This is a genomic window from Siccirubricoccus sp. G192 (assembly GCF_019084075.1).
Classification (GTDB): Bacteria; Pseudomonadota; Alphaproteobacteria; order Acetobacterales; family Acetobacteraceae; genus G192.
The window spans coordinates 2,092,142-2,115,904 of the sequence record NZ_JAHREN010000001.1; the positions used below are offsets into that span (position 1 = coordinate 2,092,142).

Genomic DNA, 23,763 nt, shown 5'->3' on the forward strand with positions numbered 1-23,763 from the left:
CTGCGCTGACCGGGCGCGTGGCGATGAAGCCGCCGGCGCCCGCCATGCAGAGCGTCGCCCCGGTCAGCGCCAGCGGATCACCAACCATCAGCAGGAGAAAGCCCCAGCCGGCCAGCAGCAGCACCAGCGCCCGCGCCCTGGTGCCGCGCGAAAGCTCGCCCCGTTCCTGCCAGGCCCGCAGCGCCGGGCCGAAGCGGCGGTTCCGCCGCAGCCGCTCCGCCAGGGCCGGCGAGGCGCGGGTGAAGGCCCAGAGCGCGAGCAGCAGGAAGGGCGTGGTCGGCAGCAGCGGCAGCACCAGGCCAAGCGCCGCCGCCGTCAGGCTGGCATGGCCGAGCACCAGCAGCGCCAGCCGCCGCATCGCCGGTCAGCCCGGCTTCCCGTCCGCCCTGGCGCGGAGCAGGATCGGCGCATAGACCCAGAGGAACAGCAGGAAGGCCGCCACCAGCAGCGCCGCGGCCAGGACCAGCGGCAGCAGCCCCGGCACCAGGCTCGGCCCGAAGGCCCGCATCGGCGCGGCCAGCGCCAGCAGCACATAGGCCAGCACCGTCGGCGGCGCCGCCACCAGCGCATGGCCGGTATGGCCGAGGATCGCCCGCGTCATCACCGCCAGGATCATCATCGCCAGCGCCCCGGCGCCCTGCAGGTGCAGCCAGTGCATCGCCCAGGGCGCCCCCGCCAGCAGCCACACGGCCTTGGTGGCCAGCGCCAGCGGCACGAAGGCATAGGCCAGGTGCAGCACCCAGAGGATCGGCTGGTCCAGGGTCCGCAGCCCGTGCCAGCGCGACAGCCGCAGCGCCACCAGCACCGCTGCCACCCCGGCGACCACGCCCGCCACGGCGCCGCCCGGCGCCACCAGGTCCACCACCACCACGCCGAGCAGCGACAGGATCGCCGCACGATCCACCCCCGGCAGCGGCCGCGGCTCCGCCGGGCGGCCGGATTTGCGCAGCGCGTTCAGGGTGAAGGAGGGAATGATGCGGCCGCCGATCAATACGACCAGTGCCAGCGCCGTGTTGAGGGAGAGCAACTGGCCGAAGCCCCAGGTCTCGGCCGCCCACCAGCCGGCGGCCTCGCCCAACATCAGCAGGTCGCCGGCCCAGAAGACCAGCACCAGCACCGGCGGGCCGAAGAGCCGGGCGCTGCGCGCCTTCACCAGGGCCGGCAGCACCAGCAGCACCAGCGCCGGCAGGAAGGCGAGGGCGATCGGCGCCGCCACCCCCGCCGGCAGGGGCGAGCCCGGCAGCAGCGCCAGCCGGCCGGCGAGGTAGATGGAGAACAGCCCGACCAGCGGCGCCCCGGCATAACCGCGCCGCCCCGTCCAGTTCGGCACCGCGGTCAGCACGAAGCCGCCGAGCGCCGCGGCCACGAAGCCGGCCAGCATCTCATGCGCATGCCAGCGCAGCATCGGCAGCGGCCCCTCCGGCACCGGCAGCCCGGCCAATGCCGCGACCCAGAGCGCCACGCCGAGCGGCGCCCAGAGGCCGGCCATCAGGAAGAAGGGGCGGAAGCCATAGGCGAAGAGCGCGAAGCCGCGTCCCGTCGAGGCCTGGCTGGGAAGGTGGGGCCGCGTGGCGGACCCGGCGGGTGCGGTGCTCATCTCAGCCTCCGATCTCGCGGAACATCTGCTCGAAACGCTCCCGTACCCCGGTGGATTGGCGGGCGGTGCGCAGCAGCGCCGGCTTGCATACCATGGCACCGGCTTCGCCGCGGTCGGGCATGTGGATCCAGCAGGGCGGCGGTCGGCGCGAGGCCGGCCAGGCCGTTGCTCGGCAGTCTCATGTCAGTCTCCGTCCCACGCCCCGGATGCGTCCCGTCCCGGATGGCGCGGTGGGTGGACCCTATGGGCGCTGCGCTGCGCGGTCCTTGTCCCCCGACAAGCTGCATCACGTCCCGGCGCGGACCGCACCGCTGGCGGTTCGCCGACGAGGATGGCAGGCGATCTCCGCGCCAGGGCCCGGGGAGTTGGCGGCGGACAAGGACGCGTTCCCGCCGCCGCGGCACTCTCCCGCGACCGCTCCGTGGGATTCGAAGGCCATGCGTGAGAAACCCATCACCCTGGACATGCCGGTCGAGGAGGTGATGCGCTACTTCCCCGGCACGATCGGCGTGTTCCTGCGCCATCGGATGCATTGCGTCGGCTGCGCCATCGGCCCTTTCCACAGCGTCGCCGATGCGGCGCATGAATACCAACTGGTCGCCGCCAGCCTGCTCGAGGAGCTGCGGGAGGCCTCCGGCCGGCCGCCGGCTGATGGTTAGAGCAGATTCACGCTCTCGGACGTTCACGTCCGTCCGCGGTCTGCTCTAGCCTGGAAGACCGCGATGCTAGCCCTCGGCGATCCGCACCAGCGCATGCGGGTCCTGCACCACGATGCGCATCCGCCCGCCGGCCAGGATGCCGGCCTGTTCCCAGCCGCTCAGGATGCGGCTTGCGGTATGGAGCGTGGTGCCGGCCATCTCGGCCAGGTCCTGCCGCGCCACGGGGAAGTCGATGCGCACCGCGCCGCCTTCCTCCCGCACGCCCGATTGCCGCACCAGCCGCAGCAGCGCCAGGGCGAGCCGCCGCTCCACCCGCTCCGTGGCCGCCTCGCGCAGCCGGGCATGCACCTCCTGGCTGCGGCCGCCAAGGACGCGCATGGCATTGACGACGAGGGTCGGATACCGGCGCTGCATCTCCTGCAGCACCGGTCCTTCCCAGGACAGCACCACGCAATCCACCACCGCCGCGACGGTCGCCGGATAGACCTGGCCTGGCCCGAGCAGCGCGAAGACGCCGGCCAGGTCATTGGGCCCGACGAAGCGCACCACGATCTGCTGCCCATCCGCGCCCGCCTGCACCACCTTGAGGCGGCCCTGCAGCACTACATGCAGCGCGGTCGCGGGCGCCGCCTGCTCGAACAGGGCCGCATCCTTCAGCACCCGGTGCGTGCGTCCGGCCTGGACCACATCGGCCAGCGCGGCGCGGTCGAGATCCGCGAAGAGGGGCACGGCCTGCAGGGCGGTGGGGTCGAGCCGCCCGCCCGGCGCGGACGAAGGCTCTGTCGGGGTCGTGGGCATGCTGGCCTCACCTGGGGGTGGCATCCCTGCAATGCAGCGGCGGCCGGGCGCGGAAGTCCTAGGGCGGGAGCATGGCAGCCGCAAGGCAGCGGAGCACCCGGAGCCGGGCCGCGCCGGGGCTTGGCCGGTTCCCGTTGCGCAACAGCGCCGCAGGGAGCAGGAGAAAGGTGGCGATCATGTCCCTAGGGGGTGCCGGGAAACCCGCGTGGATTGCCGCGCCCTGGCCCGCTCAAGTAAAGTTTTGCGGCCAATCTCAATAAATGACGGCGATCTGAACAAGGGTTGTCGCATTCGATGATTAATATCCTCTTTATCGAGCCTGATCTGGTTGGGCGGGACGCGATTGCCGAGGTGCCAAGCGGAAGCGCGCATGGCCCCCGACGCCGAAGGTGGCGTCGCGACCGCTCAGGGAAAATTAACGCGAAGCGGTGAATTCCGTTGCGCGGCGGATGCAATGCAGGGAGGTGCCGGTGCTGGCTCGCCTCGATGATTTCTTGATGAACCGCGTGTTCCAGCCTGCGGCGAATGCCATGGCCGGCGCCATGACGCCTGCCGAGGCGGCGCGTTTCTGCATGACCGGGGCGATGGTCTTCGTGCTGGGCCGGATGCTGATCGCGGCCACGGAGGCGCTGCCGGACTGGACCGTGCTGCTCGATTTCCTGGCGCTCTGGGCCGGGATGGCGCTGCTGCAGGGGCTGGCGATGATACCGGACACACGGTCCAACCCGCTGAGGGACCAGTTCAGCCTGGCACGTCCCATCCTGGCCGCGACCGCCATCGCCATCCTGCTGCTGGGGGCGCCGACCCTGAAGGCCAGCTTCGGCTCCATGCAGGTCGCGCTCTGGTGCATGACGCTCTATTTCGCCTCCTGCGAACCGCCGGCGCGTATCCGCACGCGGGAGGGCATGAAGGGCCCCATGCGGGTGCTGTAGGTCCCCGGCCTATTCCCCGGCCTGCGGCACCGCCTGGCGCGGGCTCCGGCGGCCGTCGAGCAGCGCCACCGCCACGGTCAGCAGCATGAACCCCACCACCGTGGCGAAGACCAGCTGCGGCGCGCCCCGGTCCATCAGCCAGCCATAGAGCATCGGCCCCACCGTGCCGCCGATGTTGAAACCCGTGGTGACGATGCCGAAGACCCGGCCGACCGCCCCGGGCGGCGCCGCGGCGCGCACCAGCATGTCGCGGGAGGGCATGATCATGCCCGCCAGGAAGCCGGCCAGCCCCATCACCAGCACCAGCGGCGCCGGCGGCATCGGCACCAGCCCCACCAGCAGGATCAGCCCCGCCGTCATGCCGAAGCCGAGCGCCGCCACTTCGCCATGCCGCCGGGTGCGATCGGCGATCACGCCCCCGGCCAGCACGCCGAAGGCGCTGGCCAGCAGGAAGGCGGTGAGCGCCACATTGGCGGCGGCGAAGGAGACGCCATAGCCCTCCACCAGCGCCACGACCGAGAAGCTCTGGATGCCGCCGGTCGAGAGGTTGAGCAGGGTGAAGAACAGCGTCAGCATGATGACCGCCGGCGTCAGCACCGAAGCCGTGGCGCCCGCCGCCGTGGACGCCTCGGCGGCCCGGCGCGGTGCCGGGCGCGCCTCGGCCGGCGCGGCGAGGACCAGCGGGACCGCCGCCAGCAGCCCGGCCAGCCCCGCCACCACCAGCGCCGCCGAAATCCCGGCCAGCATCGCCACGCCCAGCATCACCGCCGGCGCGATGGCGCCGCCGAGGAAGCCCGCGAAGGTATGGATGGAGAAGGCCCGGCCGATCCGCGCCTCGCTGATGCCGCGCGACAGCATTTCGTAATCCGCCGGGTGGTAGACGCTGTTGGCGATGCCGAGCAGCGCCGCCGCGGCCAGCAGCCAGGGATAGCTGGCAAAGCCCGCCAGCAGCCCGAAGGCCACCGCCGCCAGGCAGAGCCCGCCCACCAGCACCGGGCGGGAGCCGAAGCGGTCCACCGCATAGCCCATCGGCGTCTGCGCCACGCCGGAGACGACGTTGAACACCGTCAGCGCCAGGCCAAGCTCGACGAAACCCACCCCCAGCCAGTCCCGCAGCAGCGGAAACAGCGGCGGCAGGGCCAATTGGTGCAGGTGGCTGACCAGATGCGCCCCGGAGACCAGGATCAGGGTCCGCAATTCGGCCGGTGTCCAGGCGCGTGCGCCGTCCTGCGGCATGCGTGGCGTCCTCTCCCAGGGGCAGGGGCCGCGGCTCCGGCCTTCCCGCCATGGTCGCGCCGATTCGGCTTGCGGGGGAAGCACGCCCTGGACCTCCGCCCGCCCCGGCCGCAGGATCATGGCAAGAGACATGTTTGAGGGGAGGGCGCCATGGCCGGCACCGCTGAGCCGCCGCGCACAATGTTCGAGAAGATCTGGTCCCGCCACCAGGTGCTGGAGCGCGAGGACGGCCAGACCCTGCTCTATGTGGATCGGCACCTGCTGCATGACGGCGGCGCCACCGCCTTCGACATGCTGCGCAAGCGTGGGCTGAAGCCCCGCGCGCCCGAGCGGGTCTTCGCCACGCCCGACCATTACGTGGCCACCGACAGCCGCAGGCTGGAGGAGATCCAGGACCCCCGCCACCGCGAGATGGTGGAGAAGCTGGCCCGCAACACCGCCGAGCATGGCATCCGTATGTTCGGCCTAGGCGGGCCGGACCAGGGGATCGTGCATGTGGTGGGTCCGGAGACCGGGCTCTCCCAGCCCGGTCTGCTGATGGTCTGCGGCGACAGCCATACCTCGACCCATGGCGCGCTGGGGGCGCTGGCCTTCGGCATCGGCAGCACGGAAGTCGCGCATGTGCTGGCGACGCAATCACTCTGGCAGCGCAAGCCCAGGACCATGCGGATCAGCGTGGAGGGCCAGCTTGGCGAGGGGGTGACGGCGAAGGACGTGATCCTGGCCATCATCGCCGAGATCGGCGCCGCCGGCGCCACCGGCCATGTGATCGAATATGCCGGCAGCGCCATCCGCGGGCTTTCGATGGAGGGACGGCTGACGCTCTGCAACATGTCGATCGAGGCCGGGGGCCGCGCCGGCATGGTGGCGCCGGACGAGATCACCTATGCCTATATGCAGGGCCGCGAATACGCCCCCAAGGGCGCCGCCTGGGAGGCCGCGCTGGAGCGCTGGCGGGCCCTGCCGAGCGACCCCGGCGCCGTCTTCGACCGGGAAGTCACGCTGGACGCCGCCGCGATCGCCCCCATGGTCACCTGGGGCAACAGCCCGGAGGATGCACTGCCCATCAATGGCCGCATCCCGAGCCCCGAGGACGCGCCGGATGCCGAGCGGCGCGAGGTGGTGAGCCGCATGCTGGACTATATGGGCCTTACCCCCGGCACGCCGCTGGACGAGGTTCCGGTGGAGCGGGTCTTCATCGGCAGTTGCACCAATAGCCGGATCGAGGATCTCCGCAGCGCCGCCGCCGTGGCGCGCGGCCGCCAGGTCGCGGCGGGCGTGCGCGCCTGGGTGGTGCCGGGGAGCGAACCCGTGAAGCGCCAGGCCGAGGCGGAGGGGCTGCACGAGGTCTTCCGTGCTGCCGGCTTCGAATGGCGGGAGCCGGGCTGCTCCATGTGCCTCGGCACCAATGGCGATATCGCGGCGCCGGGGGTGCGCGTCGCCTCCACCTCCAACCGCAATTTCATGGGGCGGCAGGGGCCGGGGGCGCGGACGCATCTGCTGAGCCCCGCCATGGCCGCCGCCGCCGCCGTCACCGGTCGCTTCACCGATGTCCGCCGCCTGATGCGGGGAGACGCCTGATGGACCCCTTCCTGCATCTGGAAGCGGTGGCGGTGCCGCTGCCACGCCCGAATATCGACACCGACCAGATCATCCCGGCGCGCTTCCTCTCCCGCCCGCGCGAGATCGACCATGGGCAATTCCTGTTCCACGACGCCCGCCGCCTGCCCGGCAGCCCCGAGGAACGCCCGGATTTCCCGCTGAACCGCCCGGAATGGCGGGAGGCGAAGGTGGTGGTGGGCGGCCGCAATTTCGCCTGCGGCTCGTCCCGCGAAAGCGCGGTCTGGGCGCTGCATGATTACGGCGTGCGCTGCGCCATTGCGCCGAGTTTCGGTGACATCTTCTACAACAACAGCCTGAAGAACGGGCTGCTGCCCGTGGTGCTGCCGGCGGAGGCGGTGGCGGAGCTGACGGCGCAGTTGGAGGCGCGGCCCGGCGCCACCCTGCGGGTGGACCTGCCCGCCCAGACCGTGACCTTCCCGGATGGGCAGGTGCATGGCTTCGAGATCGACCCCTTCGCCAAGCACTGCCTGCTGGAAGGCGTGGACGAGCTTGGCTTCACCCTCACCTTCGAGGAGGATATCGCGGCCTTCGAGCGCCGCTACGGTAGGGAGAATACGCGATGAAAATTGCCGTTCTCCCCGGCGACGGCATCGGCCCCGAGGTCACCGCCCAGGCGGTGAAGGCGCTCCGCGCCCTCAGCGCCAATAGCGGCCCGCAATTTGAGATGGCGGAGGCGCTGATCGGCGATGCCGCCTTCGACAGCGCCGGCGACCCGTTGCCGGAGGCGACGCTCGACATCGCGCGCCAGGCCGATGCCATCCTCTTCGGCGCCGCCGGCACCTATGCCAGCGACCTGCGCCCGGCCGAGAGCCGCGGCGGCCACGGCTTGCTGCGGCTGCGCAAGGCGCTGGACCTCTTTGCCAATTTTCGCCCCGTTTTCGCCTTCCCCGAATTGCTCGGCGCCTCCACCCTGCGGCGCGAGGTGATCGAGGGGGTCGATCTGGTGGTGCTGCGGGAACTCACCGGCGACATCTATTTCGGCACGCCGCGCGGCATCTCCCGCGAGGCCGGTGGCCAGCGCATCGGCATCAACACCATGCGCTATACCGAGCAGGAGGTCGCCCGCGTCGCCCGAGCCGGATTCGAGGCGGCGCGCAAGCGCCGGGGCAAGCTCTGCTCCGTGGACAAGGCGAATGTGCTGGAAACGAGCGTGCTGTGGCGCGAGGTGGTCACGGAGGTGGCCCGCGACTTCCCGGATGTGGAGCTGCGCCACGAATACGTGGATGCCGCGGCGATGCACCTCATCCGCCGGCCGCGCGATTTCGACGTGATCGTCACCGGCAATATCTTCGGCGACATCCTCTCCGATGCGGCGGCCATGCTCACCGGCTCCATCGGCATGCTGCCCTCCGCCTCGCTGAATGCCGAGGGGCGCGGGCTCTATGAGCCGGTGCATGGCTCCGCTCCCGATATCACGGGGAAGGACCTGGCCAATCCGCTCGCCTCCATCCTCTCGGCCGCCATGCTGCTGCGCCATTCCGGCGGGCAGGAGGCGGCGGCGGCGCTGGTGGAGCGCGCGGTGCGCCAGGTGCTGGCCGCGGGCTGCCGCACGGGCGACATCATGGAACCGGGCGCCACCCTGCTCGGCACCGAGGCGATGGGCGATGCCGTCGCCGCCGCCATCACCAGCCTGAAGGGGCAAGCCGCATGACCCGCATCCCCCGCCGCGCGGCGCTCGGCCTCGCGCTCGCCACGCCCTTCGTGGCGCGTGCGCAGGAGAATTGGCCCAACCGCACGATCCGCTGGATCGTCGCCTTCGCGGCCGGCGGCGCGGCGGATACCGCGGCGCGGGCGATCGGCGCCAGGGTGCAGGAGATCATCGGCCAGTCCGTGGTGATCGACAACCGCACCGGCGGCAATGCGCTGATCGCCGCCAATGCGCTGCTGCAATCGCCGGCCGATGGCTATAGCTTCCTGGTGGATGCGGCCAACCAGATCACCAACCCGCTGCTGATGCGGGATCTGCCCTTCGACTACCGCACCGCCTTCGCGCCCGTCACGCAGCTTGCCAGCTTCCCGCAGGTGATCGCGGTGAAGCAGGATTTCCCGGCGCGGACCCTTGCGGAGTTCATCGCGCTGGCCAAGGCGCGGCCGAATACCATCAGCTACGGCACGCCTCCCGCCGCCGGCATGGGGCATCTGGCCGGCGAGTTGTTCCAGCGCCTGGCCGGCATCCGGCTGGTGCATGCGCCCTATCGCGGCGGCGCCGATGCGGCGCGGGACATCACCGCCGGCGTGGTGGATGCGGTGCTCATCACCACCTCCTCGATCCGGCCGCCGGTACAGGCCGGGCGGGCGCGGATTCTGGCCGTCACCAGCGCGCGGCGCGCGGCCTCCCTGCCCGATGTGCCGACCATCGCGGAAAGCGGCTTCCCGGGCTATGAGATGAACGACTGGAACGGTCTTTTCGCCGCCGCCGCCGTGCCCGCCCCCATCGTCCACCGCCTGGCCGCCGCGGTGGCGGAGGCCTGCCGCGACCCGGTGGTGCGCGCCCGCATGGACCCGCTCGGCGCCGAACTCATCGGCAATCCGCCCGAAGCCTTCGCCGCCTGGCTGGAGGCGCAGCGCCCGGTGGTGACGCAGGTGGTGCGGGAGGCGGGCATCACGCTCGGCTGATGCCGTACCCGGCCCGGCCTATGCTGCCCGCCGCGCCCGCCAGATATGCAGGCCGAGCCCGCCCAGCACCAGGCCCATGATGCCGAGGCCGATCACCCCCGCCCATTCCTCCACCAGATGGAACTTGTCCTCCAGCGCATAGCCCGCCAGCGCCAGCCCGCCGGTCCAGAGCAGCGTGCCGAGCATGGTCCAGATGTAGAAGACCCGTCGCGGCAGCGCGACCAGCCCGGCCGGGATGGAGATGGCGGTGCGGATGCCGGGCATCATGCGCGCCAGGAACACCGCCGCCGGGCCGTTGCGGCGCAGCGCCGCCTCGCCCTTCAGCACCTCGGCGCGGCCGAGCCCGGCCCAGCGCCCGTAGCGGTCCACCAGGCGGCGCATGCGCTCCGCCCCGAAGGCTCGGGCCAGCTCGAACCAGGCCGCATTGCCCACCACCGAGCCCGCCACCCCGGCCGCGATCACGCCCAGGATCGACATCTGCCCACGCGCCGCGGTGAAACCGGCCAGCGGCATGATGACCTCGGAGGGCATGGGCGGAAACAGGTTCTCCGCCACCATCAGCAGGAAGACGCCCGGCAGGCCGCCGGCCACCACGATGCCCGCCGCCCATTCGATCATTCCGGGATCCTGAACAGGATCAGCGTCACCCAGCGCCCCCGGGAATAGTTGAAGCCGCCCACCGTGCCGATTTCCTCAGGCGCCAGGGAAAGCGCCGCGGCTTCCCGCCGGAAGGCGGCTTCCGCGCGGTCGCCAACCGCCACCACGCGGCCGGGGGCGGCGGCAAGGAAGCGCGCGGCATCCTCCCCGGTCCGCAGGAGGTTGGTCTTCCCGCCGACGGCAAAGAGCACGGAGGGTTCCGAATGGCCGGTGATGCCGAAATCCCCTGCCGCCAGCCCCGGCGCCCGCGCCGCCAGCACCGCCTCCAGCCGTGGCGCGATCCAGAGCGGCGCGAGGCGCGGCGCCACCCCCTCCAGCAGCGCCGCATGCAGCGGCATCGCCAGCAGCACGCCGAGCAGGGCCGCCCGCCCGTAATCGCCCGAAGCCCGGCCGGACCAGGCCGCGCGCAGCACCAGCACGGGCAGGGCGATGGCCAGCACCAGCGCCAGCAGCCCGCCCGGCAGCAGGCGCTGCAGCGCGAACCAGGAGGCCGCCTGCGCCGCAAGCCCGATGCCGAGCGCCACGCCCACCAGGGTTGCCACCGCCAGCCCGCGCCACCAGCGCCGCGGCAGGCGCCGCAGCGGGTCCATCGCCCAGGCGGCGCCGAGCAGCATCAGCGCCGGGTAGAGCGGCAGGGTGTAATGCGGCAGCTTGGTCTGCACCGCCTCGAAGACCAGCCAGGAGGGGACGATCCAGGCCAGCAGGAAGCGGGTCGGCGGGTTCAGCCGGTCGCGCCAGGCGGCAGGCAGCGCCATCAGCACGATCCAGGCCGAGGGGAAGGCGGCGATCCCGAAACTCAGCAGGTAGTAGCCCGGCGGCCCCCAGTGCTTCTCCTCGCCCGAGCCGATCTTGGAGAGCATGTCGCCGCCCACCGCCTCGGTGAAGAAGCGCCCCTCGGTGGCGATGCCGATCGCGATGAACCAGGGCGCCGCCGCTGCCAGCATCAGCGGCACGCCCCAGAGCGGCCGCAGCGCCCGCAGCCAGGGCGCGCCCCGGTCCGTCAGCGCCAGGGTTATGCCGGCCAACAGCGGCACCATCGGCCCGATCGGCCCCTTCAGCAGCACGCCGAGGCCGAGCGCCAGCCAGAACCCCGCCGCCTGCCGGGCGGTGAAGGCGCCGGGCCGCAGATAAGCCTGGCCGAACAGCCCCATGGCAATGGCGATGCTGGCCAGCAGCGCCGCATCGGTCTTGGCGATATGCGCCTCCACCACCAGCACCAGGGAGGAGGCCAGCATGGCGGCGCCGAGGAAGGCGGCCCGCCGCCCGACCAGCGCCCGGCCCCAATGGAAGGTGGCCAGCACCGCCAGCAGCGCCCCCGCCAGGCTCGGCAGGCGATAGGCCCAGATATCGGCGCGGCTGCCGAGGCCGGCGGCCTCCAGCCCCAGGACCGAGGCGGATTGCAGCCAATGGATGCCGGCCGGCTTCTTGTTCCGCTCCTCGGCCCCGAAATGGATGCGCACGGGGTCGCCGCTTTCCACCATCTGCCGGCTGGCCTGGGCGAAGCGGGCCTCGTCGCGGTCGGTGGCCGGCAGGGTGAAGAAGCCTGGCAGGAACAGCAGCAGGCACAGCAAGGCCAGCGCCAGGCGCGGGCGGCGTTGCAGCGCATCCGGCACGGTGCCGAGGGAACGGTCCGGGCCGGCGGGTGCGGAGAGATGCATGGGCCGGCGCACTAGCACGCCAGGGGCCGGGGGGCCATAAAGCCGAGCCTCATGCCCAGACCCCCTCGCGCCCCCGCCGCCTCCGCCGGTGCCTCCCCTGGCGCCTCCCCCGCCCGCCGGGCCGCGCTCTCCCTGCTGGAGGCGGTGCTGACCCGCCGCCGGCCGCTGGAGGAGGCGCTGGATGCCCTGCCCGGCCAGATCGAAACCCGGGACCGTGCCGCCGGCCACCGGATCGCCGCCATGGTGCTGCGCCGCGCCGGCTCGCTCGATGCCGTGCTGGAGCCCTGGCTGCGGCGGGAGCCGCCGGAAGTGGTGCGCCACGCGCTCCGCATCGGCGCCGCCGAATTGCTGCTGCTCGGCACGCCGCCGCATGCCGCCGTCGGCAGCGCCGTGTCTCTGGTGCCGCGGCCCTTCGCGGGGCTGACCAATGCCGTGCTGCGGCGGGTGGCGGAGGCCGGGCCGGCGGCGCTGGAGGGGCTGGATGCGGAGCGGCTCGACACCCCGCCCTGGCTCTGGGCCGCCTGGCACGCCGCCTATGGCCCGGCGGTGCGCGGCATCGCCGCGGCGCACCGGCAGGAGGCGCCGCTCGACCTGACCCTGGCTCCCGGCGCCACCCCGCCCGAGGGCGGCGAGGCGCTGCCCACCGGCAGCCTGCGCCTGCCCGCCGGGACGCGGGTGACGGAATTGCCCGGCTTCGCCGAGGGCGGCTTCTGGGTGCAGGACGCCGCCGCCGCCCTGCCGGCGCGGCTGCTGGCGGTGCGGCCGGGGGAGCGGGTGGCCGATCTCTGTGCCGCGCCAGGCGGCAAGACGGCGCAGCTCGCCGCGGCCGGCGGCCAGGTGGTGGCGGTGGAGCGCGACCCGCGCCGGGCGCTGCGGCTGCGCGAGAACCTGGCCCGGCTGCGCCTCGCCGCCGAGGTGGTGGAGGCGGATGCCACCGGCTGGGACGCCGGCGGCGCCCGTTTCGATGCCGTGCTGCTGGATGCGCCCTGCACCGCCACCGGCACCATCCGCCGCCACCCGGACGTGCCGCACCTCAAGCGCCCGCGCGACGTGGCGCCGATGGCGGCGGTGCAGGCGGCGCTGCTGGCGGCGGCGGCGCGGCTGCTGGCGCCGGGCGGCCGGCTGGTCTTCGCCACATGCTCGCTGCTGCCGGAGGAGGGAGAGGCGCATCTGGCCGCGGCGGCGGGGCTTGGACTGGTGCCGGACCCGGTGCGGGGAGAGGAGCTGCCGGGGCTGGCGGAGGCGGTGACGCCCGCCGGCACGCTGCGGACCCGGCCGGATTTCTGGACGGAGCGGGGCGGGATGGACGGGTTCTTCGTCGCGCGGTTCCGCGCGCGGGGATAAAGGGCGGTTCCGCGCGCGGGAATGGCGGCATTGTTCTGCACGCTTTGGTTGCGCTAAAACCGAAGTCGGAATAAACCTCAACTCCAGAAGCGCTGGAGGCGGACCAGAATGGACGTCGAAGGCGGATTTGGAGCCCGGCTATCGCATCGCTCTGCCAGGGGCGCCCTCCGTGCTGTTTGCAACCAGCGCGGTCCCGGTCGCCAGACTGGCCCCGCCAGCCCATCGACCGGTTGGGCAGGGCCTCCATGTTGCCCAACCCCGCGACGGAGAGGCTGACGGGTGGATCGTGCAACGCTGGCGGTCATGGGTTTCTGTTCCCGTGAGCCTGTCCCTGTCGAGTTCCGCCGCCCGCGCATCGACTCGCCGCGCCGCCTTCCCCCCCGGCACCCCCCGCGGCTAGAACCGCCCCGATGTCCCCCGCCCGCATCCGCATTGCTCCCTCGCTCCTGGCCGCAGACTTCGCCCGTCTGGGCGAGGAGGCCCGCGCCGTCGCCGCCGCTGGCGCCGACTGGCTGCATCTCGACATCATGGATGGGCATTTCGTGCCCAATATCAGCTATGGCCCGGTGGTGGTGGCGGCGCTCCGGCAGCACTGCGCCATTCCCTTCGACGTGCATCTGATGATCGCCCCGGCCGACCCCTATCTGGAGGGCTTCGCCAAGGCGGGCGCCGATCTCATCAGCGTGCATCCGGAGGCCGGGCCGCACCTGCACCGGACGCTCCAGACCATCCGGGGCCTGGGCAAGCGGGCCGGAGTGGTCCTTAATCCTGCAACATCCGTGGCGGCGGTGGAGAATGTGCTCGATCTCTGCGACCTCATCCTGGTGATGTCGGTCAATCCTGGCTTTGGCGGGCAGTCCTTCCTGGACAGCCAGCTTCCGAAGATCGCCGCGCTGCGCCGCATGATCGACCAGTCCGGGCGGGAGATCGCCCTGCAGGTGGATGGCGGCGTCACCGCCGCCACCGCGCCGCGCTGCATCGCCGCCGGCGCCGATGTGCTGGTGGCCGGCACCGCGGTCTTTGGGGCGCCGGACTACGCGGCGGCGATCGCCGCCCTGCGTGGCGAGGGGGGCGGCCGCTGATGCGCGAGATCCTGCGGAATACCCGCCGCTTCCTCTCCGGTCTCAAGCCGGTGAAGGTGCCGGATGCTCCGGCGCGCTCCTTCCGCGACCTCTGGCCGGGCGATGCCGCCCGCGGCGCCCGGCTGCTGCGGGGCGAGTTCGAATGCCTCGGCACCACCCGCCGGCTCGACCCCGCGGCCGAGGGCAATGCCGATGCCGCCGAGGGCTGGGACCCGGCCGCCGGCCCGCTGACCTGGCGCTGCGCCGCGCATGGCTTCGCCTGGCTGCGCGACCTCCGCGCGCTCGGCACCGATGCCGCCCGGATGCGGGCCCGCGACCTCACGGAAGACTGGCTGGCCCGCGGCGCCGAGCAGGATCTGGCGCAGGCGCCGGAGGTGGCGGCGGCGCGGGTTTCCGCCTGGCTCGGCCACTGGGACTTCCTGGCCGCCACCGCCGAGGACGGGTTCCGCCGCAAGCTGCTGATCCGCCTGGCGCAGGATGGCCGCGCCGTGGTCGCCTCGCTGCCGGCCGAGGCGCTGCACCGTGGCGCGCTGGTGACGCTGAAGGGCGCCATGGCCGCGGCGGTGGCGCTGGAGGAGGAGGCCTGGATGACCCGGGCGCTCCGCTTCCTGCCCGGCGAACTGGACCGGCAATCCCACCCGGATGGCGGGCATGTGGAACGCTCGCCCGGGCAGTTGCTGCTGGCGCTGCAGGACCTGATCGAGATGCGGAACCTGCTGCATGGCGCCGGGCTGAACCCGCCTCCCATCCTGGCCGCGGTGCTGGAGCGGGCGGGCCAGGCGCTCCGGCTCTTCCTGCATGGCGATGGCGGGCTGGCGCTGTTCAACGGCACGCGGGACGAGGGTCCCTCGCTGGTCGGGCTGGTGCTGACCCAGGGCCAGGCCCGTGGCCGCGCGCCGATGCTGCTGGAGGAAAGCGGCTTCCACCGCCTCCAGGCCGGCCGCACCCTGGTGATCGCCGATGGCGGCGCGCCGCCCCCCGGGCGGGCGCGGGATGCCGCTTCCGGCCTGCCGCGCGGGGCGGACCGCTTCTCCCATGCCGGCACCCTGAGCTTCGAGATGTCGGTCGGCCGCGACCGGCTGATCGTCAATTGCGGCGCGGCGCCGGCGGCGGAGGCCGAATGGCGGGACGCGCTGCGCGCCACCGCCGCGCATTCCACCATGGTGCTGGCCGATACCAACAGTTCGGAGCTGAAGGAGGAGGGGCTCGGTCGTCGCCCCGAACGGGTCGAGGCCGACCGGCACGAGGCCAATGGCGCGCAATGGCTGGAAGCGAGCCATGACGGCTGGCGCAAGCCCTTCGGCGCCATCCACCGCCGCCGCCTCTATCTGCACGAGAGCGGCGACGACCTGCGCGGCGAGGACATGCTGGAGATGCAGGAGGGCAGCGGCCGCCGCCCCGGCTTCCTGGTGCGCTTCCACCTGCACCCCGCGGTGACGGCCAGCCCGCAACAGGATGGCGAATCCGTGCTGCTCCGCCTGCCTTCCGGCCATGGCTGGCGGCTGCGGGCCAAGGGCGCGAAGGTGGCGGTGGAGGAAAGCCTCTATCTCGGCGCCGAGGCGCGGCGGAGCAGCCAGATCGTGCTGCAGGCCGAGCCTGACGAGGACACGGTGCAATGGGCCATCAGCCGCATCGTCGCCACGGCGCCAGGTGAGCCGGCGGAGGGCTGACGCCCCGCGCCAGCCTGCCGCCGTGAAACTCGCCCCGACGTGAAAATCGCCGAGGTCATCAATGTCGATTTCTCGCTGCGGCATTTCCTGCTGCCGCTGATGCGCGGCGCGCGGGCGCGCGGGCATGAGGTGGTGGGGCTCTGCGCCGAGGGGCCGCTGCTCGACCAGCCGCGCGCCGAGGGCTTCCGCGTCATCCCGGTGCCGATGGCGCGCAGCCTGAACCCGGTGGCCCAGGCGCGGGCCTTCCGGGCGCTGCTCGAGGTGTTCCGGGAGGAGCGCTTCGACCTGGTGCATGCGCATATGCCGATCAGCGGGCTGCTGGGGCGGGCGGCGGCCCGCTGGGCACGAACGCCGGCGGGGGTGCCGCGCATCGCCTATACCTGCCACGGCTTCCTGTTCAACCAGCCCGGGCCCTTCTGGCGGCGGGGCCTGTCGCTCGGGCTGGAATGGGCGGCGGGGCGGATCACCGACACCTATCTCACCGTCAGCGAGGAGGAGGCCGTCGATGCGCGGCGCCTCGGCATCCATGCCGGAGCCACCGCCGTGCTGAACGGGCGCGACCCGGGCGTGTTTCACCCGGACCCCGCGGCGCGGGCGGCGCTCAGGGCTGAATTCGGCGCGACGGAGGCAGATTGCGTGGTGGTCGCCGTCTCCCGCCTGGTGCGGCACAAGGGCTACCCGGAATTGCTCGAAGCAATGGAGGCGGTTCCGGGCGCCACGCTCTGGGTGGTGGGGGAGCGGCTGGCCACCGACCATGGCGAGGACCTGGAGCCGCATTTCGCCCGGGCCGAGGCGGTGCTCGGGCGCCGCTTCCGCCGGCTCGGCTATCGGGCGGATGTGGCGCGGGTGCTGGCGGCGGCGGATGTCTTCTGCCTGCCCAGCCATTTCGAGGGGCTGCCGATGTCGGTGATCGAGGCCATGCTCACCGGACTGCCGGTGGTCGCCACCGATACGCGCGGCCCGCGCGAGCAGGTGGTGCCCTGCGGCCAGAGGCCGCCGGGAGGCTCCGAGACGGGCTTCCTGGTGCCGCCCATGCAGGTGGCGCCGCTGGCCGAGGCGCTGGCGCGGCTGGCGGAGGACCCGGCGCTGCGGGCGCGCATGGGAGAGGCGGGGCGGGGGCGGGCGCTGGAGCATTTCGACGAGGCGAAGGTGGTGGGGCGGACGCTGGATTTGCTGGGCCTATAGGTCTATGCCGCGGGCCTCCGCCGGAGTGCCCGAAATGACCGACCTCGTCCCCATCCGCCGCGCCCTGCTTTCGGTGTCCGACAAGACCGGGCTGCTGGAATTCGGCCGCTTCCTGGCGGGACGGGGCGTCGAGATCCTCTCCACCGGCGGCACGGCGAAGGCGCTGCGGGAGGCGGGCATCGCGGTGAAGGACGTGTCCGAACATACCGGCTTCCCGGAGATCCTGGGCGGTCGCGTGAAGACACTGGTGCCGCAGGTGCATGGCGGGCTGCTCGGCCGCCGCGACCTGGCCGAGCATCTGGCGCAGATGCAGGCGCATGGCATCGCGCCGATCGACCTGGTGGCGGTGAACCTCTACCCCTTCGAGGCGACGGTCGCGAAGGGCGCGGGCTTCGAGGACTGCATCGAGAATATCGATATCGGCGGCCCCGCGATGATCCGCAGCGCCGCCAAGAACCACGCGCATGTCGCGGTGCTGACCGAGCCGGCGCAATTCGCCGAGGTGCAGGCGGAGATCGAGGCGCAGGGTGGCACCACGCTGGCGCTCCGGCGGCGCTGCGCGGCGGCGGCCTATGCGCGCACTGCGGCCTATGACACGGCGATCTCCCGCTGGTTCGCCGAGCAGGAGGGCCAGGGAATTCCCGCCGCGCCTGGCCCTGGCGGGCGTGCTGCGGCAGACGCTGCGCTATGGCGAGAACCCGCATCAGCGCGCCGGCTTCTACACGGATGGCACAACGCGGCCCGGCATCGCCACCGCCGAACAGGTGCAGGGCAAGGAACTGTCCTACAACAACCTGAACGACACCGACGCCGCCTTCGAATGCGTGGCCGAATTCGAGCGACCCGCCATCGTCATCGTCAAGCACGCCAATCCCTGTGGCGTGGCCATCGCCGATGATTTGGCCCTGGCCTGGGACGCGGCACTGCGCTGCGACCCGGTCTCGGCCTTCGGCGGCATCGTGGCGGCGAACCGGAAGCTCGACGCGGCGGCGGCGGAGCGCATCGCCGCGATCTTCACCGAGGTGGTGGTGGCACCCGATGCGGATGAGGAGGCCCGCGCGGTTTTCGCGCGGAAGAAGAACCTTCGCCTGCTGCTGACCGGCGGCCTGCCGGACCCGGCGGCGCCGGGCCTCACCTTCCGCTCCGTCGCCGGCGGCTTCCTGGCGCAGTCGCGCGATGCCGGGCGGGTGGCCGAGGCCGACCTCAAGGTGATGACGCAGCGCGCGCCGACGCCGCAGGAGATGGCCGACCTGCTCTTCGCCTTCCGGGTCTGCAAGCATGTGAAGTCGAATGCCATCGTCTATGCCAAGGAGTTGGCGACGGTGGGCATCGGCGCCGGGCAGATGAACCGGGTGGAGAGCAGCCGCATCGCCGCCTGGAAAAGCGAGGCCGCGGCCAAGGCGGCGGGGCTGCCGGAGCCCCTGGCCAAAGGCAGCGTGGTGGCCTCCGACGCCTTCTTCCCCTTCGCCGACGGGCTGGAGACGGCGGCGGCGGCCGGCGCCACGGCGGTGATCCAGCCTGGGGGGAGCATCCGCGATGCCGAGGTGATCGCGGCGGCGGATGCGGCGGGGCTGGCGATGGTCTTCACGGGCATGCGACACTTTCGGCACTGATAGGGCGCGACTCGGGGCGGCTCTGGCTTGACCGGTGACGGGCGCCGAGGTCCGGCGCGGCAACCGGGCATCGCGGCACCGATGTCGTGAAAGGCATCTCGCTTGTCGGATTGGGTCTTGCCGCTGCTGGTGCCGCTCGCCGCCGCCCTGGCGGGCGGGCTGATCACCGCCGCGCTGCTGGCGCTGCGTCCGCGCGGCGGCGGCGAGGGCGTGGCGCTGCTGGCCGACCGCATGGAGGCGCTCTCCGCCCGGCTCGACGGCGCCGTGGCGGCGCAGAACGAGCGCCTGTCGCGCGCGCTTGCCGAGGGGGCGGACCGCACCCAGGAGAGCGCACGGCGCATCCATGAACGGCTCGCCGTCATCGACGCGGCGCGCGCCAATCTGGAGGCGCTGGGCGGGCAGGTGCAGTCCCTGGCCGCCATCCTCGGCAACAAGCAGGCCCGCGGCGCCTTCGGCGAGGTGCAGTTGCGCGACATGCTGGCGGACCGGCTGCCCGCTGATGGCTTCGCCTGGCAGCACACCCTCTCCAACGGCACGCGCTGCGACTGCCTGATCCATCTGCCCTTCCCGCCGGGGCCGATCGCGGTGGACAGCAAATTCCCCCTCGAAGCCTGGCGGGCGCAGCGCGAGGCCACGAACGAGCCCGCCCGCGCCGCCGCCGCCCGCCGCTTCGCCGCCGATATCCGCAAGCATGTGGAGGACGTCGCCACCAAATACATCCGCCCCGGCGAGACGGCCGAGGGCGCGCTGATCTTCCTGCCCTCCGAGGCGCTGCATGCCGAATTGCACGGCTCCCATGCCGCGCTGGTGGCGGAGGCCGCGCGACGCGGCGTCTATCTCGTCTCCCCCGGGACGATGTGGGCCGTGCTCGGCACCATGCGGGCGCTGATGCGCGACGTGCGGCTGCGGGCCGAGGCCGGGAACCTGCGCCGGGAAGTGGCGCGGCTGGTGGAGGAAACCACCCGGCTCGACCGCCGCGTCGCCAGCCTGAAGCGGCACTTCACCGAGGCGCAGGGCGACCTGCACGGCATCGAGATCACCGCGCAGAAGATCACCACCGCCGGCGCCCGGATCGAGGCGGTGGAGATCGATGTCCCGGGCCCGATGCGGGCCGCCGAGTGAGCCTGCTCCAGCTCCAGGCGCTGCTCGGCCTGCCCCTGCTCTGCCTGCTGGCCTGGGGCCTCGGCGGCTGCCGGCGCGGGGTGCGGCCGCGGCTGGTGGCGGCCGGGCTGCTCGGCCAATTGCTGGTGGCGGCGGCGCTGCTGCACATCCCGCCGCTGCGCGCCGGCTTCGCCCTGGTAGGCGATGCGGTGGAGGCGCTGGCGCGGGCTACGCGGGCGGGCACCGCTCTGGTCTTCGGCTATCTCGGCGGCGCGCCGCTGCCCTTCGCCGAACTGGCGCCCGGCGGCAGCTTCATCCTGTTCTTCCAGGCGCTGCCGCTGGTGCTGGTGGTGGGCGCACTCTCGGCGGTGCTGTATCACTGGCGGGTGCTGCCGGCGGTGGTGGCGGGGCTGGCACGGGGCTTGCGCTGGCTGTTCGGGCTGTCCGGGGCCTGCAACCTCTCGGTCGCCGCCAATGTCTTCGTCGGCATGGTGGAGGCGCCGCTGCTGATCCGCCCCTGGCTCGCTGGCCTCACCCGCGCCGAGCTCTTCGTGGTGATGGTCGCGGGGCTTGCCACCATCAGCGGCAACATGCTGGTGGTCTATGCCACGATGATCGCGCCCGTGGTGCCGGATGCGGCGGGGCAATTACTGACCGCCAGCCTGGTCTCGGCGCCGGGCGCCATCCTCGCCGCGATGCTGATGCTGCCGGAGCGTGCGGCGGGCGGCGCGGCGGCGCCGGAAGGCCCGGCGCCCCGCCTCTATGACGGCACCATGGATGCGGTGGTGCGTGGCACCGCGGATGGGCTGCAATTGCTGCTCGGCATCATGGCCTCATTGATCGTCTTCGTGGCGCTGGTGGCGCTGGCGGATGCGATGCTGGAGCCGCTGACCGGCCTCACCCTGCAACGCATCGCCGCCTGGGTCTTCTGGCCGCTGGCCTGGGCCATGGGCGTGCCGGCGGCGGAGGCGGGGACCGTCGCGCGGCTGCTCGGCGTGAAGGTGGTGATCAACGAATTCGTCAGCTACCTGGAACTGGCGGCTTCGGGCGGCGCTGGCCTGGCGGAACGCTCGCGCCTGATCCTCACCTATGCCCTGTGCGGCTTCACCAATTTCGGCTCGGTTGGGATCATGGTGACGGGCATGGCGGGGATGTGCCCGGAGCGGCGCTCGGAGATCGTCGCGCTCGGCCTGCCCAGCCTGGTGGCGGCCAGCATCGCCTGCTGCATGGCGGGGGCGACGGTGGGGGTGCTGACGGCGCCCTGAAGGAAGGAGGCGCCGCGATGGTCCGGGACGGAACCTACCCGCCGCTCGACACGCCGAAGCCGGTGGCGCCCGGGGTCTGGGTGGTGGATAGCGGGCCGCAGCGCGTGTTGGGCCTGCCCTTCCCGGTGCGGATGACGGTGCTGCGGCTGGAGGATGGCGGGCTCTGGCTGCATTCCCCGACCCGGCACAGCCCGGGCCTTGCCGCCGCGCTGGCGGAATGCGGCCCGGTGCGCCATCTGCTGGCGCCCGGCACCGCGCATTGGACGCATCTGCCGGGCTGGCAGGCGGCCTTCCCCGAGGCCCGGCTCTGGGCCGCCCCGGGGGTCGCGGAACGGGCTCGGCGCCAGGGCGCGGCACTGCGCGTGGATGGCGTGCTGGCCGAGGCGCCGCCACCCGACTGGGCCGGGGAGATCGAGCAGGCGGTGCTCAGCGGTCCGGGTTTCGTGGAGGTGGCCTTCCACCACCGTCCGAGCCACAGCCTGGTGCTGACCGACAGCATCCAGGCCATGGAACCGGCGCGCCTGCCGTTTGCCATGCGGCTGCTGGTCCGCGCCCTCGGTGTGGCTGGGCCGGAGGGTGGCACGCCAATCCAGCTTCGCCTGCTGCTCGGCCGGCGGCGCGCGGCGAACCGCGCGGCCGCGGCACGGCTGCTCGCCCTGGCGCCGGAGCGGGTGATCTTCGCGCATGGCGCCTTCTACGCGGCGGATGGCAAGGCGCAGTTGCGGCGGGCCTGGGGGTGGCTGCTGGATTAGGCCCGGTCGGGCCTGGAGCATGATGCGTTCACCTCGTTCACGCATCATGCTCCAGGCCTTTGTTTGATCGCGTGATTCACGCTTTTCGGTGCGAGCACCTCAAGCGATCACGCTCTAATGGACCGGGTCGAGGAAAGGCATCCCCGGCTCCGTCACATAGACGATCAGCACCCGCAGCGGCGCATCGGCGCTGCGGTTGTAGCCGGTCATGCGCACGCCCGGCGGTTCCACCATTGCCTGCCCGGCGCGCACGGTGACGGGTTCGCGGCCTTCCATCTCCAGGGTGAAGGCGCCTTCCAGCACATAGACGGTCACCGGGAAGCGATGGGTATGGAACGGAGTGCGGTCGCCGGGGCGGATGGTGGCGGTCATCACCTGCACCTCCTGCCGCTCGCCGCGCGGCATCCCCTCCACCACCTCGCGGAGCACCAGGTTGGGGCGGGCAAGGCCGGGTTCCTGGGCCGCGGCCGGCAGGCCAAGGGCGCACAGGCTGGCAAGCAGGGCAGGGGCGAGGCGCATGGGTTCGGTCCTCCAGCCGGGAACGCTACCGCAGGCTGGCCGGCCCTGGAAATCCTGCCTTGCGCCGCCGGGCACCGCATGGATCATGGCGCCCTTGTCCGCCGGAAGGACCCGCCATGAGCCACCTCGTCCATCGCAGCCTGCGCGCCGATCCCCCCATCGCCGTGCGTGGCGAGGGAATCTACCTCTATGACCAGGCGGGGCGGGAGATCATCGACGGCTCCGGCGGCGCGGCGGTGGCCTGCCTCGGCCATGGGCACCCCAAGGTGATCGCCGCCATCAAGGCGCAGCTCGACCGGCTGACCTATGCCCATACCAGCCTCTTCTCCTGCGAAAGCGCGGAGCAACTGGCCGATATGATGGTGGGCCATGCGCCGGGCGGCCTGACCCATGCCTATTTCTGCTCCTCCGGCTCCGAGGGGAACGAGGCGGCGCTGAAGATGGCGCGGCAGTATTTCCTGGAGATCGGCCAGCCCCAGCGCACACGCTTCATCGCCCGCCGGCAGAGCTACCATGGCAATACCCTCGGCGCGCTCGCGGCCGGCGGCAACGCCATGCGCCGGGCACCCTATGCGCCGCTGCTCTCGGACGCCTTCAGCCATGTCTCGCCCTGCTATGCCTATCGCGACAGGCGTGACGGTGAAAGCGACGAGCAGTATGTGGCGCGGCTGGCGGCGGAGCTGGAAGCGGAGTTCCAGCGCCTCGGGCCGCAGAATGTCATCGGCTTCATCGCCGAGACGGTGGTGGGCGCGACCCTTGGCTGCGTCACCGCGCTGCCGGGCTATTTCCCGGCGATGCGCGCGGTCTGCGACCGGCATGGTGCCCTGCTGATCCTGGACGAGGTGATGAGCGGCATGGGCCGCACCGGGACGCTGCATGCCTGGGAACAGGAAGGCGTGGTGCCGGATATCGAGATCGTCGCCAAGGGGCTCGGCGCCGGCTACCAGCCGATCGGCGGCATCCTCGTCTCCGGCCGGGTGATCGAGGGGCTGCGTGCCGGCAGCGGCGCCTTCATGCATGGCCATACCTACCAGGCGCATCCGGTCGCCTGCGCCGCCGCCGTCGCGGTGCAGCAGGTGATCGCGGAGGAGCATCTGCTGGAAAACGTCCAGGCCATGGGGCGGCGGCTGGAGGCGGGCCTGACCGAGCGCCTTGGCAACCACCGCCATATCGGCGACATCCGCGGCCGCGGGTTGTTCTGGGCGGTGGAATTCGTGGCCGACCGCGCCAGCAAGGCGGTCTTCGACCCGGCGCTGAAGCTGCATGAGCGGGTGAAGCAGGAAGCCTATGCGCGCGGCCTGGCCTGCTACCCCATGGGCGGCACCATCGACGGCAAGCGGGGCGACCACGCCATCCTGGCGCCGCCCTATATCGTGGATGCGGCGCAGGTCGATGCCATCCTGGACCACTTCGGCGCGGCGATCGACGCCGCGCTGGCCAGCCTGCCCGCCTGACC

General features: G+C 72.4%; 20 protein-coding genes and 2 pseudogenes. 15 read left to right on the forward strand and 7 right to left on the reverse strand.

Annotated elements, in window-relative coordinates:
- Positions 1-22 precede the first annotated feature (22 nt).
- A pseudogene (locus tag KSF81_RS29430) lies at positions 23-358 on the reverse strand (DUF454 family protein); the annotation flags it as partial.
- 6 nt (positions 359-364) lie between these two features.
- The gene (locus tag KSF81_RS09930) at positions 365-1,597 is read right to left on the reverse strand and encodes an NnrS family protein (protein ID WP_217378837.1); all 1,233 of its coding nucleotides are present in this window, start codon (positions 1,595-1,597) and stop codon (positions 365-367) included.
- 437 nt (positions 1,598-2,034) lie between these two features.
- Between KSF81_RS09930 and KSF81_RS09935 the strand changes: the two genes are divergently transcribed.
- Positions 2,035-2,256 (forward strand): DUF1858 domain-containing protein, encoded by a 222-nt coding sequence (locus tag KSF81_RS09935; protein WP_217378838.1) that lies wholly within the window; start codon positions 2,035-2,037, stop codon positions 2,254-2,256.
- A gap of 66 nt (positions 2,257-2,322) precedes the next feature.
- Here the strand turns inward: KSF81_RS09935 and KSF81_RS09940 are convergent, their stop codons facing one another.
- On the reverse strand, positions 2,323-3,054 hold the full coding sequence (locus KSF81_RS09940) for a Crp/Fnr family transcriptional regulator (RefSeq protein WP_217378839.1): 732 nt from the start codon (positions 3,052-3,054) through the stop codon (positions 2,323-2,325).
- 470 nt (positions 3,055-3,524) lie between these two features.
- On the opposite strand from KSF81_RS09940, the gene KSF81_RS09945 reads away from it, so the two are divergent.
- Entirely contained in the window at positions 3,525-3,986 is a 462-nt protein-coding gene (locus tag KSF81_RS09945; RefSeq protein ID WP_217378840.1) for a hypothetical protein, read from the forward strand.
- 9 nt (positions 3,987-3,995) lie between these two features.
- Here KSF81_RS09945 and KSF81_RS09950 read toward each other — a convergent pair whose 3' ends face one another.
- On the reverse strand, positions 3,996-5,222 hold the full coding sequence (locus KSF81_RS09950; protein ID WP_217378841.1) for an MFS transporter: 1,227 nt from the start codon (positions 5,220-5,222) through the stop codon (positions 3,996-3,998).
- 150 nt (positions 5,223-5,372) lie between these two features.
- Between KSF81_RS09950 and leuC the strand changes: the two genes are divergently transcribed.
- Genes leuC through KSF81_RS09970 form a run of 4 tightly spaced genes read left to right on the forward strand, consistent with a single transcriptional unit; the run spans position 5,373 to position 9,461 of the window.
- Positions 5,373-6,803, forward strand: a complete 1,431-nt coding sequence (gene leuC, locus KSF81_RS09955) for a 3-isopropylmalate dehydratase large subunit (RefSeq protein WP_217378842.1) — start codon at positions 5,373-5,375, stop codon at positions 6,801-6,803.
- The gene (gene leuD, locus KSF81_RS09960; RefSeq protein WP_217378843.1) at positions 6,803-7,408 is read left to right on the forward strand and encodes a 3-isopropylmalate dehydratase small subunit; all 606 of its coding nucleotides are present in this window, start codon (positions 6,803-6,805) and stop codon (positions 7,406-7,408) included. The genes leuC and leuD overlap by 1 nt, the downstream gene beginning before the upstream one ends.
- Complete coding sequence (leuB, locus tag KSF81_RS09965; protein ID WP_217378844.1) at positions 7,405-8,496, forward strand: 3-isopropylmalate dehydrogenase; 1,092 nt, start codon at positions 7,405-7,407, stop codon at positions 8,494-8,496. Before leuD ends, leuB begins: the two co-directional genes overlap by 4 nt.
- Positions 8,493-9,461, forward strand: coding sequence for a tripartite tricarboxylate transporter substrate binding protein (locus tag KSF81_RS09970; protein ID WP_217378845.1), 969 nt, complete (start codon positions 8,493-8,495; stop codon positions 9,459-9,461). The genes leuB and KSF81_RS09970 overlap by 4 nt, the downstream gene beginning before the upstream one ends.
- Before the next feature lie 18 nt (positions 9,462-9,479).
- Here the strand turns inward: KSF81_RS09970 and KSF81_RS09975 are convergent, their stop codons facing one another.
- Both KSF81_RS09975 and KSF81_RS09980 read right to left on the reverse strand, forming a co-directional pair.
- Entirely contained in the window at positions 9,480-10,079 is a 600-nt protein-coding gene (locus KSF81_RS09975) for a DedA family protein (protein WP_217378846.1), read from the reverse strand.
- Positions 10,076-11,776 carry a phospholipid carrier-dependent glycosyltransferase gene (locus tag KSF81_RS09980; RefSeq protein ID WP_217378847.1) on the reverse strand — a complete coding sequence of 567 codons (1,701 nt, stop codon included), beginning with the start codon at positions 11,774-11,776 and terminating at the stop codon, positions 10,076-10,078. The genes KSF81_RS09975 and KSF81_RS09980 overlap by 4 nt, the downstream gene beginning before the upstream one ends.
- A gap of 51 nt (positions 11,777-11,827) precedes the next feature.
- Here KSF81_RS09980 and KSF81_RS09985 point away from each other — a divergent pair, with 51 nt between their 5' ends.
- The 8 genes and pseudogenes from KSF81_RS09985 to KSF81_RS10020 all read left to right on the forward strand — a co-directional run bounded on the left by KSF81_RS09985 (position 11,828) and on the right by KSF81_RS10020 (position 21,788).
- Positions 11,828-13,120, forward strand: coding sequence for an RsmB/NOP family class I SAM-dependent RNA methyltransferase (locus tag KSF81_RS09985; protein ID WP_217378848.1), 1,293 nt, complete (start codon positions 11,828-11,830; stop codon positions 13,118-13,120).
- 410 nt (positions 13,121-13,530) lie between these two features.
- Positions 13,531-14,202 carry a ribulose-phosphate 3-epimerase gene (gene rpe, locus KSF81_RS09990; RefSeq protein WP_217378849.1) on the forward strand — a complete coding sequence of 224 codons (672 nt, stop codon included), beginning with the start codon at positions 13,531-13,533 and terminating at the stop codon, positions 14,200-14,202.
- A complete protein-coding gene (locus KSF81_RS09995; RefSeq protein ID WP_217378850.1) occupies positions 14,202-15,872 on the forward strand; it encodes a heparinase II/III family protein in 1,671 nt (556 codons plus the stop codon). Before rpe ends, KSF81_RS09995 begins: the two co-directional genes overlap by 1 nt.
- Before the next feature lie 39 nt (positions 15,873-15,911).
- The gene (locus KSF81_RS10000) at positions 15,912-17,057 is read left to right on the forward strand and encodes a glycosyltransferase family 4 protein (RefSeq protein ID WP_217378851.1); all 1,146 of its coding nucleotides are present in this window, start codon (positions 15,912-15,914) and stop codon (positions 17,055-17,057) included.
- A gap of 34 nt (positions 17,058-17,091) precedes the next feature.
- Positions 17,092-18,670: pseudogene (gene purH, locus KSF81_RS10005) on the forward strand (bifunctional phosphoribosylaminoimidazolecarboxamide formyltransferase/IMP cyclohydrolase).
- 102 nt (positions 18,671-18,772) lie between these two features.
- Positions 18,773-19,792, forward strand: coding sequence for a DNA recombination protein RmuC (locus KSF81_RS10010; RefSeq protein WP_217378852.1), 1,020 nt, complete (start codon positions 18,773-18,775; stop codon positions 19,790-19,792).
- Positions 19,789-21,036: a nucleoside transporter C-terminal domain-containing protein gene (locus KSF81_RS10015; protein ID WP_217378853.1), complete on the forward strand. Its 1,248-nt coding sequence runs from the start codon at positions 19,789-19,791 to the stop codon at positions 21,034-21,036. The genes KSF81_RS10010 and KSF81_RS10015 overlap by 4 nt, the downstream gene beginning before the upstream one ends.
- A 17-nt stretch (positions 21,037-21,053) precedes the next feature.
- On the forward strand, positions 21,054-21,788 hold the full coding sequence (locus KSF81_RS10020; protein ID WP_217378854.1) for a DUF4336 domain-containing protein: 735 nt from the start codon (positions 21,054-21,056) through the stop codon (positions 21,786-21,788).
- A 114-nt stretch (positions 21,789-21,902) separates the two neighbouring features.
- Here the strand turns inward: KSF81_RS10020 and KSF81_RS10025 are convergent, their stop codons facing one another.
- Complete coding sequence (locus tag KSF81_RS10025; protein WP_217378855.1) at positions 21,903-22,307, reverse strand: cupin domain-containing protein; 405 nt, start codon at positions 22,305-22,307, stop codon at positions 21,903-21,905.
- 116 nt (positions 22,308-22,423) lie between these two features.
- Here KSF81_RS10025 and KSF81_RS10030 point away from each other — a divergent pair, with 116 nt between their 5' ends.
- A complete protein-coding gene (locus KSF81_RS10030) occupies positions 22,424-23,761 on the forward strand; it encodes an aspartate aminotransferase family protein (protein ID WP_217378856.1) in 1,338 nt (445 codons plus the stop codon).
- The last annotated feature ends 2 nt before the right edge of the window (positions 23,762-23,763 follow it).

Excerpts from the sequence above, each read along its gene's own strand:
- leuB (WP_217378844.1), top strand. The coding sequence starts at position 7,405 with ATGAAAATTGCCGTTCTCCCCGGCGACGGCATCGGCCCCGAGGTCACC.
- KSF81_RS10030 (WP_217378856.1), top strand. The coding sequence starts at position 22,424 with ATGAGCCACCTCGTCCATCGCAGCCTGCGCGCCGATCCCCCCATCGCC.
- rpe (WP_217378849.1), top strand. The coding sequence starts at position 13,531 with ATGTCCCCCGCCCGCATCCGCATTGCTCCCTCGCTCCTGGCCGCAGAC.
- KSF81_RS10025 (WP_217378855.1), bottom strand. The coding sequence starts at position 22,307 with ATGCGCCTCGCCCCTGCCCTGCTTGCCAGCCTGTGCGCCCTTGGCCTG.
- KSF81_RS09995 (WP_217378850.1), top strand. The coding sequence starts at position 14,202 with ATGCGCGAGATCCTGCGGAATACCCGCCGCTTCCTCTCCGGTCTCAAG.
- KSF81_RS09970 (WP_217378845.1), top strand. The coding sequence starts at position 8,493 with ATGACCCGCATCCCCCGCCGCGCGGCGCTCGGCCTCGCGCTCGCCACG.
- KSF81_RS10020 (WP_217378854.1), top strand. The coding sequence starts at position 21,054 with ATGGTCCGGGACGGAACCTACCCGCCGCTCGACACGCCGAAGCCGGTG.
- KSF81_RS09935 (WP_217378838.1), top strand. The coding sequence starts at position 2,035 with ATGCGTGAGAAACCCATCACCCTGGACATGCCGGTCGAGGAGGTGATG.
- KSF81_RS09980 (WP_217378847.1), bottom strand. The coding sequence starts at position 11,776 with ATGCATCTCTCCGCACCCGCCGGCCCGGACCGTTCCCTCGGCACCGTG.
- leuC (WP_217378842.1), top strand. The coding sequence starts at position 5,373 with ATGGCCGGCACCGCTGAGCCGCCGCGCACAATGTTCGAGAAGATCTGG.
- KSF81_RS09940 (WP_217378839.1), bottom strand. The coding sequence starts at position 3,054 with ATGCCCACGACCCCGACAGAGCCTTCGTCCGCGCCGGGCGGGCGGCTC.
- KSF81_RS09985 (WP_217378848.1), top strand. The coding sequence starts at position 11,828 with ATGCCCAGACCCCCTCGCGCCCCCGCCGCCTCCGCCGGTGCCTCCCCT.
- leuD (WP_217378843.1), top strand. The coding sequence starts at position 6,803 with ATGGACCCCTTCCTGCATCTGGAAGCGGTGGCGGTGCCGCTGCCACGC.
- KSF81_RS09975 (WP_217378846.1), bottom strand. The coding sequence starts at position 10,079 with ATGATCGAATGGGCGGCGGGCATCGTGGTGGCCGGCGGCCTGCCGGGC.
- KSF81_RS09930 (WP_217378837.1), bottom strand. The coding sequence starts at position 1,597 with ATGAGCACCGCACCCGCCGGGTCCGCCACGCGGCCCCACCTTCCCAGC.
- KSF81_RS09950 (WP_217378841.1), bottom strand. The coding sequence starts at position 5,222 with ATGCCGCAGGACGGCGCACGCGCCTGGACACCGGCCGAATTGCGGACC.